This is a genomic window from Brevibacterium luteolum (assembly GCF_025147615.1).
Classification (GTDB): Bacteria; Actinomycetota; Actinomycetes; order Actinomycetales; family Brevibacteriaceae; genus Brevibacterium; species Brevibacterium luteolum.
This window is the reverse complement of sequence record NZ_JALXPM010000001.1, coordinates 1-15,222: the sequence shown is the minus strand read 5'-3', so window position 1 is coordinate 15,222 and position 15,222 is coordinate 1. Positions and strand designations below refer to the sequence as shown.

Below are 15,222 nucleotides of genomic sequence, written 5' to 3'. Positions count from 1 at the left end.
GCCGCCCGGCCCGAAGGGCTCGACCAGCAGGATCTCGACGCCGCTCATGCCCGGTGGGCCGGGCACGGGATCGGCGCTTGTGCGCTTGCCGGCCGGATCGTCGATCTTGCCGGGGCGCTCGTCCTGCTCTCGATCGCCGCCCGCGACCTCGACGCCGTCGAACGATCTGCATTCCAGGCTCAGGACTGGGCCCGGCAGCGCCGAAGCGGGGCACCGGCGTCGGCGCGAGCAGGGCCGCGGAAGCTGTGCGCTTTCGACCCGACGCACGGGGAGTCAAACGGCGAGGTGTCTGTTGCCCCTCGTGCGGCGGACTGCGATGGCGACCGCGGCCACACCACCGGCGACGAGGAGTGCGAGCAGTGCGAGAACGGCCATGGCGATGACATAGACAATCGGGGCCGTGGGAACTCCGCTTGCGATTCCAGGGCAGGGGCGCACATCGCCAGCCTGCTGCCGGGGCACGGGAACAGCGCTGGCCCCGATTTGGAATCTCGGCCCGCTGTGCTCTATGCTGATAGCTGCCCAAGACCGTCGGTCTTCACAGGGACTCACATCTCACCTCCGCGTGCAGCTGTGTGCCGCTGTGAACGAAGACTCGCAAGAGTGGCCAGCGCAGGTGTTCAGTGGATGACTGTCCCGGTGATCCGGCTGCGATGCAGCTGTGAGGATCCGGATGTGCAAGCGTTCCGTGCCACCTGCGCGGGACGCTTTTTTCGCGTCTGACGCACCGACATGTACGAAAGGAATACCATGGCGAGGCCTGACAAGGCAGCCGCAGTAGCCGAACTCAAGGAACTCTTTGAGAACGCTCCTGCTGCAGTGCTGACCGAGTACCGCGGTCTCACCGTGGCGCAGCTCAAGGAGCTGCGCCGTGGTCTCGGTGAGAACGCCTCCTACGCCGTGGTAAAGAATACGCTGACCGCTATCGCGGCTAAGGAAGCCGGCATCGAAGCGCTCGAGGGACAGCTCACTGGCCCCTCGGCTATCGCCTTCGTCACCGGTGAACCCTCCGAAGCCGCCAAGGTCCTGCGTGACTTTGCCAAGGCGAATCCGCAGCTGGTCATCAAGGGTGGTTACTTCGAAGGTAACGCCATGACCGCTGAGGACATCACGAAGCTCGCCGACCTCGAATCCCGTGAGGTGCTGCTGGCCAAGGCCGCCGGTGCCATGAAGGCAAGCATGTACAACGCTGCCTACATGTTCACCGCTCCGCTGGTCAACGCCGCACGCACCGTCGACGCTCTGCGCGAAAAGCAGGGCGGCGAAGCGGCTGCCGAGGACGCCTGAGTTTCACTCAGACCCACAGACAATCCATTCACGGCTGAATAGTCAGCCACGTACGGAAGGACATAGCCACCATGGCTAAGCTCACCCCCGAAGAGCTCATCGAAGCGTTCAAGGAGCTCTCCCTCATCGAACTGTCGGACTTCGTCAAGAAGTTCGAGGAGACCTTCGAGGTCGAGGCAGCCGCTCCGGTTGCTGCCGTTGCCGCTCCTGCTGCCGGCGGTGCCGGCGGTGGCGATGCCGCTGCTGAAGAGAAGACCGAGTTCGACGTCATCCTCGAGTCGGCCGGCGACAAGAAGGTTCCGGTCATCAAGGAGGTCCGCGGCATCACCTCGCTCGGACTGAAGGAAGCCAAGGACCTCGTCGACAACGCTCCGAAGGCCGTCCTCGAAGGCGCCGACAAGGAGACCGCCGAGAAGGCCAAGGAAGCCCTCGAGGGCGCAGGCGCCACCGTCTCGCTCAAGTGATCTTCCACCCGGCCAGGTAGCGCACACGCGCAGCCTAGCCCGGGATCACGTCAACAGCCCCGTTGCCAGCTGGCAGCGGGGCTGTTGCTATTCACTGCTGCAGTTCATCGTGCGGGCAGATCAGCGCATGCGGCCTGCCAGGCAGCCGCCAGCTCGGCCGCATCCGCCCGAGCGCGCGGCATCGAGACTCCGTGCCGGTCGGCTGCCAGGGGAGTGCCCTCAGCCGCCCACTGCTCTAGGGCGCGGATCGTGATCGCCTCCGGCAGCCGGCCGCTGGCGTTCGTCACCCGCCACCAGGCCACGTTCGCGCCCCAGGTGGCCATGATCCGGCCGACGAGCCGTGGGGAGGCGCCGACGAGCTCGGCGATCATGCCGTAGCTGACCACCTGTCCGGCCGGTACGCATTCGGCAGCGCGCAGCACCCGTTCGACGAGCAGGTCATCCATCGTGGCGCGGTCCCTGCCACGTCCCTGACGGAGGGGCAGGCGGAGGCGGAGTGGGCGGCTGCCAGTTCCGTTCCCGAGGCGGTGACTGGTCGGGCCCGCCGGGCTCTTGGCCAGGTGGCTGGGGAGGTGCCGGCGGAGGTGGACCCTGCCGCGGCGGGGCCTGCGGCGGTCCATAGCCGTGGGCCGGGCCGGCCGGCGATTGTGGGATCTTCGGCTTGCGCAGCAGCTGCCAGACCACGACGCCGATGATGAACACGGCGATGATGACAAGGGCCAGCCACATGAGATCGCGCAGGAACCACACGATGCCGGCGCTGACCCCGGCCAGACCCCACCACAGCGCCCACGCCTGCAGCAGCACGGCGCCGGCGATGAGGAGGGCGGCATGGTCGATGAGGAACAGCAGGGAGTAGCCGGCATGATCGGCAGTGAATGCCGCGATAGTGCCGGTGAGCGTGATGAGCGCCATCGGGATGACAGTGCGCAGGTCGACGCGGAGGAACTGGGCACCGCGCCCGCTGTGCGCCGGCTGGCTGCGAGCGTAGAAGATCGCCCAGCCGATCGCTGCGGCCAGCAGCACATGCAGGGGCACGACGAGGCGCAGCTGCCAGATTCCGGCCAGTGCGATCATCCCGCCGAGCGCGCCGATGTAGGTGGCGACCTCAGCGGTGATGCGGCGCGTGAGCTGGTGCGGGAACCGCTGGGCCAGCAGCACGAGCATGAAGGCCGGCATCATGAGGGTGATGCCGGCGATGAGCATCGTGAGCGAATTGAGTGCAGGCACCTCGGCGTCGACGAACAGCGCGCTGATGAAGGCGGTGAGCATTGCAATGAATGCCACGACCAGCGGGGACAGCGACCAGCGGGAGAAGCCGGCGAAGAGGTGCTGGGCGCTCGGCTTGCGGTCATAGGCGACCGAGATGAACCAGTACAGCGCATAGGCCAGCATCCAGACCAGCCATGCCGCCAGCAGGTGCGCCAGCGCCGCATCAGTGATGCCGAGACCGGCGAGGACGCGGACACCGTGGTAGAGAGCGAGGAACCCGAGCAGTATGACCTCGGGGACCCGTGCGGCGAACGCGTGGGCGAAGGCGATGGCCGCCAGCAGTAGAAGCACGACGGCTGCTGCCACGCGCACGTGCTCGACCGAATGGACCGTGATGATGAGGAGGGTGGCGAGGAACGCCGCCACTGCTGAGATGCTCAGCGGCAGCAGCCGCAGCTCAGCGAAGCGCAGCCTCAGCCCGGCACCAGCAGATGCCAGTCTGCGGCTGGCCCAGTGACCGGCGGCGAGCAGCCCGACGGTGATGAGCAGGAGGATCGGCCCGGCGGTGTAGGCGGCCTGGCTGTCCTCAGTGCCCATGGTGAAGATCCTGAACAGCAGCCCGAGGCCGAAGAATCCCGCGAGGATGCCTGCGGTGATGACGGCGTAGCGGGCCCGCCAGGTGCGTCCGCGCCGGCGCAGGCCGACCTCGGCAAGGGCCAGCCCGCCAAGGGCTGTCGCCAGGATGATGAGGTACCCGCCGGCGACGACCGCGGTGGCGACACTCGATCCCAGGCCGAGTGCCTTCCAGATGTCACCGAGCACGAAACCGAACGCCAGCGCCACCGGCACAGCGCCGGTGACGAGCAGCGCATTGCGCGCCCACCAAGCGCACAGGCCCAGCGCCGCCACTGACGCGATGACGATGAGTGCGCTGAGCGGCGAGTCGATGTCGGCAGCTGCCATCGGTGCCGGGATCAGCAGCAGGAGAGCGGCAGCAGGCATGAGCAGAGGCATGCCGGTGCGCAGCACTGTGAGGTGACGGGCTCGGCGAGAGGTGATGATCGAGCTGAACCAGGCGAGCCCGATGAGCAGCAGCGCGTACCAGATGAACCCGGCGCTCGTCGCCACCCCATCCGGCAGCTGGTCACCCAGCGGCGCATCCTGCGGGCCGAGGTCCATGACCTGGTAGACGATGAACGCCCCGACCCGGGCCGCGACTGCGATCCCGGCGCCAAGCGGCAGCAGCGCATCGGCGCGCAGGGCCGCGAACACGGCGGCCCCTGCCGCCAGCAGCCCGGTGACGCTGATGAGGATCGTGGCGATGGTGCTGCCCGGATCGGTGTAGGGCACCTCGGCGAGCACGATACCGGTGGCGTAGAGGAATCCGCCGGCGAGCATGAGCGCGATGTGCGCAGCCGTCGCCCCTGTGGCAGGAGCGGCCATGGCCTCCGGCCGCTCGGACGCACCCGGCAGCGGGGCAGGGTCGCCTCGGCGGGCCGGGCGGCGCAGGGCGGCCTCGGTGAAGAAAGCCGCACCGATGAGGAAGGCCGCGACCGTCGTCAGCGGGCGGTTCCAACTCGAGTGCACGCCGATCATCTCGTTGTGGACCAGCCCGCTGATGATGAGCAGGATGGCCAGCGCGAAGCTGAACCGCGCCCCGACCCCGCGCAGCGGCGAGCGGCGCAGCAGCGCGCCGACGAGGAAGTGCACACCAAGGGCCGCGAACAGGATGCCCCACTCCAGGCGGGTCGGCGACGGGTCGATGAAGACGGCGCCGACGACAGCCAGGGGTGCGAGCACATCGCCGAGGATGATCTGCGGGCGGATGTACTTCTCAGCCAGCCGGCCGCGCAGCAGCACCGCCAGCAGCGCCAGGGGAGCGGTCGTGAGGATGAGGACGACGAAGTACCACACGACCGGTGCCGGGGTCAGGGCGATCGCCGACATCGTCAGCGAGAACGTAAACGCCACGCTGAGCCAGGTGACGAGCTGGGAGCGCAGCACAACCGCAGCCCCCAGGTAGGCGAGCACACCGGCGGCCGAGGAGATGAACCAGGCCAGCGTGCCGGAGGTCAGCTGCCAGCCGCCGAGGCCGAAACCGGCGATCGGGATGATCGCCAGGCCGATCGCCGTGAGCGCGAAGCCGACCGGCCGCAGTTTGGCGACGAACGAGTAGACGATGAGCCCGGTGGCGTAGAAGACGACGGCGACGACCCACAGGCTCACCGCTTTGACGAGAGTCGAGGAGGCGACGGTGATGAAGATGATCGCCGCAGTGATCATGAGCAGCGCGGCGACCCCGAGCAGGATGTTGAGGTACAGGCTGGTCCGGTCGATCGGTGGTCTCACCGGGCCCGAGGCGGTGGCTGGCTGACCCGGGTGCCGGCCGCCGGCATGCGGCGGGTAGGGCAGCCGGGGTGCGCCGGGCGGACCGGGCGGCGGACCCGGATGCGGCATGCCCGGGCGCATGGCAGGCCCGGCAGGGGCCCGCATGCCCGGTGGCGGCGGGGGAGGAGGGAACCGGTTGCCCGCCTGCGGCGGACGCTGGTGAGGGTGCACACCCTGGTGCGGGCCCGGATGTCCAGGTCCCGGATGCCCCGGTCGCGGCGGATCTGATCGCGGCGGTGCTGATCGCGGTGGAACTGGTCGTGGAGGCGCTGGCGGCGGTGGTGGTCCTGGTCTGCCGGGTACCGGCTGCCTGCCAGCCGGTGGCTGCCCGGGTGCCGGGCGGTGGAGTGCTGTTGCCGGGGTCGGCCGCGGTCGGTCTTTGACGCGGGCAGTCGTCCAGGCCGCGAACCACGCCACCGTCGCATAGGCCACCAGCAGCAGTGTGAGGATGAGGCTGATGAGATTCAGTCCTGCTGCAGCTGAAGCGTTCACGGCAGACTCGCTTTCGACGGGGGTGCTGTGCCTCACCCTAACGAATGTCAGCGGCCAGAACCGGTTATCCACAGCCGGGAGTGCGACATGCTGACATGCCTCCCGCCTCGGGCGCGGAAGCATCCTAGGATCGGATCATGATCCGACTGCTCCGAAACCGCAGGCGCCTGGCCGCCGGTGCGCTGGCGCTTGCGCTGGTGAGCGGGCTGTCGGGGTGCACGCTGCTCGGCCCGGTCGAGGTCGGCACGCACGATGCCGGGATCATCGCCCGCTTCACCGATCCGCGCACCGGTGCGGCCAACCGCAGCTGGGTCATCGAGGCCGTCCCGGAGAAGGCCGCCCTGCGTGTGCACGCCCACGAGGAGTTCTTCGGCTATGAGCGCGTCGACCTGCCCGCCGAGGTGTGGTCCGAGGTCGCCACCGCCGCTGAGGCCGCCCAGGAGCGGACGAACTTCATCCCCGAGCAGGGCTGCGAAGGCGCGCGTGAGATCGAGGTCGAACTGTGGCGCGGGGACAAGCAGATGAAGACGCTGACCGCCAACAACTGCGGCAGCGACGACACCTACTACGACCTGTACATCGCCGTCACCCAGCCGCTCATCGACGAGTTCGATCCTGCGCAGCTCAACCCCAACGTCGAGCCGGGAGAGACCCAGCCGCGCACGACGATGAGCCGCGAGGTCAGCGGGCCGCCACGGCCGTAAGCGCTCTGCGGCTGGGCACATGCAGCAGCTTCGCGGTGCAGCTGCTCAGCGCAGGCGGCGCACACCTGCAGGCAGGCCGGGGCTCTCAGCGAAGGCGAACGGCTCGGCGCTCAGCGCGGTGAGCTCATGGTCGGGATCGGCAGCGAGAACTGCGATGTCCTCGGCCTGACGGCGGACGAACCCGGCGTCGACCGGCTGGCCGTGACCGGGTGCGAACACCTCGGCGCCGGGAAGTGCCGCAAGCTCCCGCAGCCCAGCGGCCCAGCGGCTCGGGGTGGCGTCATCGCCGGCCTGGGGTGGGGCACCCTCCTCGACGAGATCGCCGGTGAAGACGACATCGGCGCAGGCGAGGACGAGATCGGTGTCCGTGTGCCCAGGCATTTCGTAGGCGTGCAGCTGCCAGCTGCCGATGTCGAGCACCGCGCCATCGGCCAGCGCGGTGACCTCAACAGCGAGCTCACTCGGGTCAGCCGGCAGATGCGGTTCGGCCTCCAAGGGCACGGCGTGGAACTGCAGCCAGGCAGACCCGGACTGATCGCGGGCGAAGGCCGGTGAGCCGAAGAACTCCTCGACACCGCAGGCTGCGAAATGGGCGTTGCCGAAGAAGTGATCCCAGTGGTCGTGGGTGTTGACGGCGACGATCGGCAGCTCGGTTCCCCGGCCGGCATCACTGTGTTGGGCGAGCACGGCGGTGAAGGCGTCGAGGATGCCGGCGGCCTGGGCGGGGCCTGCACCGGTGTCGATGATGACAGCGCGCTCGGTGCCGATGATGAGATAGGAGTTGAGCGCGGCCGGCTCGGAGGTGTGGACGAAGATCGCCGGGGCCGGAAGGGAGGGCTCAGACATGCCCGCAGACTATCACCGGCTCACCAGGGCAGATGGGGCGGCAGAGGCGAAAACTCAGCACTCTACTACACCGGCTTGCCACATGTGGGCGCTGCGACTATGCTAGTTCTTTGCGTTGCTTTGTCTTTGTGGTGCCTTCATATAGCGGTGGGCTCACGCACAGCGCCTGACGGAAGCGGAACCAGCCAACCCTCAATCACCCGGGACTCTACCAGCCACTGCGAGCTGTGTCCGGTGTGTGCGGCGGCGCGTCTCCTCTCCGGCTCAGGCAGGCGAAGCGAACTGACCAGGTGAACCACTCGGAAGGATCCCATTGGCCGCCGCCAACGAACACACCAGGACCGCTAACCCACCCACGCGCGTTTCTTTCGCGAAGATCAACGAGCCGCTGCCGCTGCCGAATCTCCTCGGCCTGCAGACCGACAGCTTCGACTGGCTGATCGGCAACGAGAAGTGGCAGGACCGCGTCGCCGAGGCCATCGAGACCGGCGATGACTCCGTTGCCACCACCTCGGGCCTGGAGGACATCTTCGAGGAGATCTCCCCGATCGAGGACTTCTCCGGCGCGATGAGCCTGTCGTTCCGCGAACACCGCTTCGAGCCTCCGAAGTACTCCATCGATGAGTGCAAGGAACGCGACATGACCTACTCGGCGCCGCTGTTCGTCACCGCCGAGTTCATGAACAACAACACCGGCGAGATCAAGAGCCAGACCGTGTTCATGGGCGACTTCCCGCTCATGACCGACGAGGGCACCTTCGTCATCAACGGCACCGAGCGCGTCGTCGTCTCCCAGCTCGTCCGCTCGCCCGGCGCCTACTTCGAGGCCGCTGCCGACAAGACCTCGGACAAGGACATCTACACCGCCAAGATCATCCCGTCGCGCGGTGCCTGGCTTGAGTTCGAGATCGACAAGCGCGATCAGGTGGGTGTGCGCCTGGACCGCAAGCGCAAGCAGTCGGTCACCGTGCTGCTCAAGGCCCTCGGCTGGACCAGCTCGAAGATCCTCGAGGAGTTCGGCGATTTCGAGTCGATCCGCGAGACGCTTGCCAAGGACACCGTCGAGACCCGCGAAGACGCGCTGCTCGACATCTACAAGAAGCTGCGCCCGGCTGAGCCTGCGACGATCGAGGCGGCAGAGAACCTGCTGAAGAACCTCTACTTCAACGCCAAGCGCTACGACCTCGCCAAGGTCGGCCGCTACAAGATCAACCGCAAGCTCGGCATCGATGCGCCGCTGTCGGATTCGGTGCTCACCGTCGACGACATCGCCCAGACGATCCGCTACATCGTCTCGCTGCACGCCGGCAAGGACACCATGACCGGCCGCCGCGACGGCGCAGACGCCGACATCCGGGTCGCCCTCGATGACATCGACCACTTCGGCAACCGCCGCATCCGTGCGGTCGGCGAGCTCATCGAAAGCCAGGTGCGCACCGGCCTGTCGCGCATGGAGCGCGTCGTGCGTGAGCGCATGACGACTCAGGACGTCGAGGCGATCACTCCGCAGTCGCTCATCAACATCCGCCCGGTCGTCGCTGCGATCAAGGAGTTCTTCGGAACCTCCCAGCTCTCGCAGTTCATGGACCAGAACAACCCGCTGGCCGGCCTGACCCACAAGCGCCGCCTGTCGGCACTGGGACCCGGCGGTCTGTCGCGCGACCGCGCCGGCATGGAAGTCCGCGACGTCCACCCGTCGCACTACGGCCGCATGTGCCCGATCGAGACGCCGGAAGGCCCGAACATCGGCCTCATCGGTTCGCTGGCCTCCTACGGCCGGATCAACCCGTTCGGCTTCATCGAGACCCCGTACCGCAAGGTCGAGAACGGTGTCGTCACCGACAAGGTCGAGTACCTCACCGCCGATGACGAGCTCGAGTTCGACATCGCGCAGGCCAACGCCCCGCTGACCGAGGACAACGAGTTCGCTGAGGAGTTCGTCCTCTGCCGTCCGGCCGGCGGCTCCGGTGAGGCCGAGCTGCTGCCGGTCGACGAGGTCGACTACATGGACGTCTCGGCACGCCAGATGGTCTCGGTGGCCACCGCGCTCATCCCGTTCCTCGAGCACGACGACGCCAACCGCGCCCTCATGGGTGCGAACATGCAGCGTCAGGCTGTGCCGCTCGTGCGCAGCGAGTCGCCGCTGGTCGGCACCGGCATGGAGTACCGCTCCGCCGTCGACGCCGGCGACGTCATCCTCGCCGAGCAGTCCGGTGTCGTCACCGACGTGTGCGCCGACTACGTGACCGTCATGAACGACGACGGCACGACCATGACGTACAAGGCCGAGAAGTTCCGCCGCTCCAACCACGGCACCTCCTACAACCAGCGCATCCTCGTCAACGAGGGAGACCGCGTGGAGGCCGGTGCCGTGCTCGCCGACGGACCCTCGACCCAGGACGGCGAGATGGCCCTGGGCAAGAACCTGCTCGTGGCATTCATGTCGTGGGAGGGCTACAACTACGAGGACGCCATCATCCTGTCCCAGCGCATGGTGCAGGACGACGTGCTCTCCTCGATCCACATCGAAGAGCACGAAGTCGACGCCCGTGACACCAAGCTCGGTGCCGAGGAGATCACCCGGGACATCCCGAACATCTCCCCGGACGCGCTGGCCGATCTCGACGACCGCGGCATCATCCGCATCGGCGCCGAGGTCACCGACGGCGACATCCTCGTCGGCAAGGTCACCCCGAAGGGTGAGACCGAGCTGACCCCGGAGGAGCGCCTGCTGCGCGCGATCTTCGGTGAGAAGTCCCGCGAAGTCCGCGACACCTCGCTCAAGGTCCCGCACGGCGAATCCGGCACCGTCATCGGCGTCAAGGTCTTCGACCGTGACGAAGACGACGAGCTCTCGCCCGGCGTCAACCAGCTGGTGCGCGTCTACGTCGCCCAGCGCCGCAAGATCACCATCGGTGACAAGATGGCCGGCCGCCACGGCAACAAGGGCGTCATCTCGACGATCCTGCCGGTCGAGGACATGCCGTTCCTCGAAGACGGCACCCCCGTCGACGTCATCCTCAACCCGCACGGCGTGCCGCGTCGTATGAACATCGGACAGGTGTTCGAGGTTCACCTCGGCTGGATCGCCAAGCAGGGCTGGAAGATCGAAGGCAACCCCGAGTGGGCCACCGAACTCCTCGATCACGGCTTCGCCGCCGAGGTGGAGGCCGGCACCAACGTCGCCACCCCGGTGTTCGACGGTGCGCACGAAGAGGAGCTGCGCGGACTGCTCGAGGCCACCCACCCGAACCGCGACGGCGACCGCCTCGTCGATACCTCGGGCAAGGCGCGCCTGTTCGACGGCCGTTCCGGCGAGCCGTTCCCGTACCCGATCTCGGTCGGCTACATGTACCTGCTCAAGCTGCACCACCTGGTCGACGACAAGATCCACGCGCGTTCGACCGGACCGTACTCGATGATCACCCAGCAGCCGCTGGGCGGTAAGGCGCAGTTCGGCGGTCAGCGCTTCGGTGAGATGGAGGTGTGGGCACTGGAGGCATACGGTGCCGCCTACACCCTGCAGGAGCTGCTGACGATCAAGTCCGACGACATCCCGGGCCGCGTCAAGGTCTACGAGGCGATCGTCAAGGGCGACAACCTGCCGAATCCGGGAATCCCGGAATCGTTCAAGGTGCTCATCAAGGAGATGCAGTCGCTGTGCCTCGACGTCGAGGTGCTGTCCTCGGACGGCATGCACGTCGAGATGCGCGACTCCGATGATGAGGTGTTCCGTGCAGCCGAAGAGCTCGGCATCAACCTGTCGCGTCACGAAGCACAGACCGTCTAAGAAGTCTGATCGCCCCTGCCGGCCCGCACGCGGGCCGGCAGGCACAAGCCTGAGTATTCGAGAATTCCGACAGCTGTCCGTCAGCTGTCAAGAGAAAGAGGATTTACGTGCCTGACGTCAATTTCTTTGATGAGCTGCGCATCGGCCTGGCCACCGCTGATGACATCCGCCGCTGGTCTCACGGTGAGGTCAAGAAGCCCGAGACGATCAACTACCGCACCCTCAAGCCGGAGAAGGACGGCCTGTTCTGCGAGAAGATCTTCGGACCGACTCGCGACTGGGAGTGCTACTGCGGCAAGTACAAGCGCGTGCGCTTCAAGGGCATCATCTGTGAGCGCTGCGGTGTCGAGGTCACCCGCGCCAAGGTCCGCCGTGAGCGCATGGGCCACATCGAGCTCGCCGCCCCGGTGACCCACATCTGGTACTTCAAGGGCGTGCCCTCCCGCCTGGGCTACCTGCTCGACCTGGCGCCGAAGGACCTGGAGAAGGTCATCTACTTCGCCGCCTACATGATCACCTCCGTTGACGAGGAGTCCCGCCACCGGGATCTGCCGACCCTGCAGAACCAGATCGACGTCGAGAAGAAGCGTATCGGCGACCGCCGTGACGCCGACCTCGACCGCCGGTCGAAGAAGCTCGAAGAGGACCTCGCCGAACTCGAGTCCGAGGGTGCCACTGCAGCTGCGAAGAACAAGCTGCGCACCCAGGCCGAGAAGGAGATGAACAACCTCCGCAAGAACGCCGATCGCGAGATCGACCGGATCGAGCAGGTGTGGGAGCGCTTCAAGGGCCTCAAGGTCTCCGACCTCGAAGGCGACGAGAGCCTCTACCGCGACATGGTCGCCCGGTTCGGCATCTACTTCACCGGTGCGATGGGCGCTGAGGCGATCCAGAAGCGCCTGCAGGACTTTGACCTCGAAGGCGAGTCCGATAAGCTGCGCGAGCTGATCAAGACCGGCAAGGGACAGCGCAAGACCCGTGCGCTCAAGCGCCTCAAGGTCGTCAACGCCTTCCTGTCGACCGACAACAGCCCTGAGGGCATGGTGCTCGACGCGATCCCGGTCATCCCGCCGGAGCTGCGCCCGATGGTCCAGCTCGACGGTGGCCGCTTCGCCACCTCGGACCTCAACGACCTGTACCGTCGCGTCATCAACCGCAACAACCGCCTCAAGCGCCTCCTCGACCTGGGTGCGCCTGAGATCATCGTGAACAACGAGAAGCGGATGCTGCAGGAGGCCGTCGACTCGCTGTTCGACAACGGTCGCCGCGGCCGTCCGGTCACCGGACCGGGCAACCGCCCGCTCAAGTCGCTGTCGGACATGCTCAAGGGCAAGCAGGGCCGGTTCCGCCAGAACCTGCTCGGCAAGCGCGTCGACTACTCCGGCCGTTCGGTCATCGTCGTCGGCCCGACCCTGAACCTGCACGAGTGCGGTCTGCCCAAGACCATGGCGCTCGAGCTGTTCAAGCCCTTCGTCATGAAGCGGCTCGTCGACCTCAACCACGCGCAGAACATCAAGTCCGCCAAGCGCATGGTCGAGCGCCAGCACGCCCAGGTGTGGGACGTCCTCGAAGAGGTCATCTCCGAGCACCCGGTGCTGCTCAACCGCGCACCGACCCTGCACCGCCTCGGCATTCAGGCCTTCGAGCCGCTGCTCGTCGAGGGCAAGGCCATCCAGATCCACCCGCTCGTCTGCTCGGCGTTCAACGCCGACTTCGACGGTGACCAGATGGCTGTGCACCTGCCGCTGAGCGCTGAGGCCCAGGCTGAGGCCCGCATCCTCATGCTCTCGGCGAATAACATCCTCAAGCCCTCGGACGGCAAGCCCGTCACGATGCCGTCGCAGGACATGATCATCGGCCTGTACCACCTCACCAGCGAGCGCTCCGGCTCGGAGGGCGAGGGACGCGAGTTCGCCTCCATCGCCGAGGCGATCATGGCCTTCGACCGCGATGAGCTCAACCTCGGTGCGAAGATCAAGCTGCGCATCGACGACATCGTGCCCTCGCGCACGATGGAGATGCCCGAGGGCTGGGAGCCGGGTCAGCCGGCGATCGTCGAGACGACGCTCGGCCGCGCCCTGTTCAACGAGACGCTGCCGGCGGACTACCAGTACGTCAATTCGACGGTGGACAAGAAGGCGCTGTCGAAGATCGTCAACCGCCTGGCCGACCTGTACCCGAAGGTCGAGGTCGCCCACACGCTCGACCAGTTCAAGTCCGAGGGCTTCTACTGGGCCACCCACTCGGGCCTGACCGTCGCGATGTCCGACATCGTCTCCCCGGAGTCGAAAGCCGGCATGCTCGACGAGGCCGAGGAGCAGGCGTCCCGCGTGCAGGAGCAGTACGACTTCGGTGCGCTCACCGACGATGAGCGCCGCAGCGAGCTCGTCAAGATCTGGTCGGACACCTCCGACCAGGTTGCCGAGGCGATGCAGAAGAACTTCCCTGAGGAGAACTCCGTCGTCCGCCTCGTCAACTCCGGCGCATCGGGCAACTGGACCCAGGTCCGTCAGCTGGCCGGTATGCGCGGCCTGGTGACGAACCCGAAGGGTGAGATCATCCCGCGTCCGATCAAGTCGAACTACCGCGAGGGCCTGTCCGTCCTCGAGTACTTCATCGCCAGCCACGGCGCCCGTAAGGGCCTGGCCGACACCGCTCTGCGTACGGCAGACTCCGGCTACCTGACCCGTCGTCTCGTCGACGTGTCGCAGGATGTCATCATCCGCTCGGAGTCGACCGATTCGCCCAAGGGCATCACGCTGCCGGTCGCGCAGCGCGGCGTCAACGGCGAACTGGAGCCGCACGAGTTCGCTGAGACCAGCGTCTACGGCCGCCTGACCGTCTCGGACATCACCGACGCTGACGGCAACGTCATCGTCCCGGCCAAGACGGACGTCGGCCCCGACGTCGTCGACACCCTCGTCGCCGCCGGCATCGAGGAGATCAAGGTCCATTCGGTGCTCACCGCCGATTCGGACGTGCAGATCTCGGCGATGCACTACGGCCGCTCGATGGCCACCGGCAAGCTCGTCGACATCGGCGAGGCGATCGGCACCGTCGCAGCCCAGTCGATCGGTGAGCCGGGCACCCAGCTGACGATGCGCACCTTCCACACCGGCGGTGTCGCCGCCGGCGGCGGAGGCGACATCACGCAGGGTCTGCCGCGTGTCACCGAGCTCTTCGAGGCCCGTACTCCGAAGGGCTTCGCTCCGATCGCCGAGGCAACCGGCAAGGTGAAGATCGACGACAGCCGCAAGACCCGCTACGTCATCGTCACACCGGACGACGGCTCGGAGGAAATTGAGCACCCGGTCGGCCGCCGTGCGCAGCTGCTCGTCGAGGACGGACAGCGCGTCGAGGCCGGATCGAAGCTCGTCGAGGGCGCCATCGACCCGAAGCAGGTCCTGCGCATCCGCGGTCGCCGGGAAGCCGAGCGCTTCCTCGTCGACGAGGTGCAGAAGGTCTACCGCTCCCAGGGTGTGGGCATCCACGACAAGCACATCGAGGTCATCGTCCGTCAGATGCTCCGGCGGGTCACCGTCATCGAATCCGGCGACACCAACCTGCTGCCCGGTGAGCTGGTCGATCGCGGCCGCTACCAGGAGGAGAACCGCCGTGTCGTCGCCGAAGGCGGCAAGCCGGCTTCGGCCCGTGACGAGCTCATGGGTATTACGAAGGCCTCGCTGGCGACTGAGTCGTGGCTGTCGGCGGCCTCCTTCCAGGAGACCACCCGCGTCCTCACCGAAGCAGCGATGGAGGGCAAGACCGACCCGCTGCTCGGCCTGAAGGAGAACGTCATCCTCGGTAAGCTCATCCCGGCTGGCACCGGTATGCATAAGTACCGCGACATGATCGTCGAGCCGACCGAAGAGGCCCGCCAGGAAATGTTCTCCAACTCCTACAACGACTTCTACCCGTCGCTGGCAGGAGAAGGGGCGGCCATCCCGCTGGAGGACTACGACTTCGGCGCCTTCAGCTGATGATCTGACCGGCAGCCCTCGGCTGCAGGCCTGAACCGCACGGGGCGGGGGGGCCGGCC

Annotated in this window: 9 protein-coding genes; 6 read left to right on the top strand and 3 right to left on the bottom strand. The window is 67.0% G+C overall.

Going from position 1 to position 15,222, the window contains the following annotated elements; genetic code table 11:
- The first annotated feature begins 750 nt into the window (after positions 1-750).
- The gene (gene rplJ / locus M3C25_RS00045) at positions 751-1,287 is read left to right on the top strand and encodes a 50S ribosomal protein L10 (protein ID WP_102161448.1); all 537 of its coding nucleotides are present in this window, start codon (positions 751-753) and stop codon (positions 1,285-1,287) included.
- Between the two features lie 71 nt (positions 1,288-1,358).
- A complete protein-coding gene (rplL, locus tag M3C25_RS00040; RefSeq protein WP_102161449.1) occupies positions 1,359-1,751 on the top strand; it encodes a 50S ribosomal protein L7/L12 in 393 nt (130 codons plus the stop codon).
- 104 nt (positions 1,752-1,855) lie between these two features.
- Here the strand turns inward: rplL and M3C25_RS00035 are convergent, their stop codons facing one another.
- Both M3C25_RS00035 and M3C25_RS13085 read right to left on the bottom strand, forming a co-directional pair.
- Positions 1,856-2,197 (bottom strand): MGMT family protein, encoded by a 342-nt coding sequence (locus tag M3C25_RS00035; RefSeq protein WP_259834635.1) that lies wholly within the window; start codon positions 2,195-2,197, stop codon positions 1,856-1,858.
- Positions 2,190-5,420 carry a hypothetical protein gene (locus M3C25_RS13085; RefSeq protein ID WP_311200458.1) on the bottom strand — a complete coding sequence of 1,077 codons (3,231 nt, stop codon included), beginning with the start codon at positions 5,418-5,420 and terminating at the stop codon, positions 2,190-2,192. Before M3C25_RS13085 ends, M3C25_RS00035 begins: the two co-directional genes overlap by 8 nt.
- 167 nt (positions 5,421-5,587) lie before the next feature.
- On the opposite strand from M3C25_RS13085, the gene M3C25_RS00025 reads away from it, so the two are divergent.
- Positions 5,588-5,734, top strand: a complete 147-nt coding sequence (locus tag M3C25_RS00025; RefSeq protein ID WP_180964714.1) for a hypothetical protein — start codon at positions 5,588-5,590, stop codon at positions 5,732-5,734.
- Between the two features lie 246 nt (positions 5,735-5,980).
- On the top strand, positions 5,981-6,547 hold the full coding sequence (locus tag M3C25_RS00020; protein ID WP_102161458.1) for a hypothetical protein: 567 nt from the start codon (positions 5,981-5,983) through the stop codon (positions 6,545-6,547).
- A gap of 45 nt (positions 6,548-6,592) precedes the next feature.
- On the opposite strand, the gene M3C25_RS00015 is transcribed toward M3C25_RS00020, so the two are convergent.
- Positions 6,593-7,393, bottom strand: a complete 801-nt coding sequence (locus M3C25_RS00015) for an MBL fold metallo-hydrolase (RefSeq protein WP_102161460.1) — start codon at positions 7,391-7,393, stop codon at positions 6,593-6,595.
- A 313-nt stretch (positions 7,394-7,706) separates the two neighbouring features.
- Here M3C25_RS00015 and rpoB point away from each other — a divergent pair, with 313 nt between their 5' ends.
- Positions 7,707-11,183, top strand: coding sequence for a DNA-directed RNA polymerase subunit beta (gene rpoB / locus M3C25_RS00010; RefSeq protein WP_259854424.1), 3,477 nt, complete (start codon positions 7,707-7,709; stop codon positions 11,181-11,183).
- 107 nt (positions 11,184-11,290) lie between these two features.
- Positions 11,291-15,163, top strand: coding sequence for a DNA-directed RNA polymerase subunit beta' (locus M3C25_RS00005; RefSeq protein ID WP_102161464.1), 3,873 nt, complete (start codon positions 11,291-11,293; stop codon positions 15,161-15,163).
- Positions 15,164-15,222 lie beyond the last annotated feature (59 nt).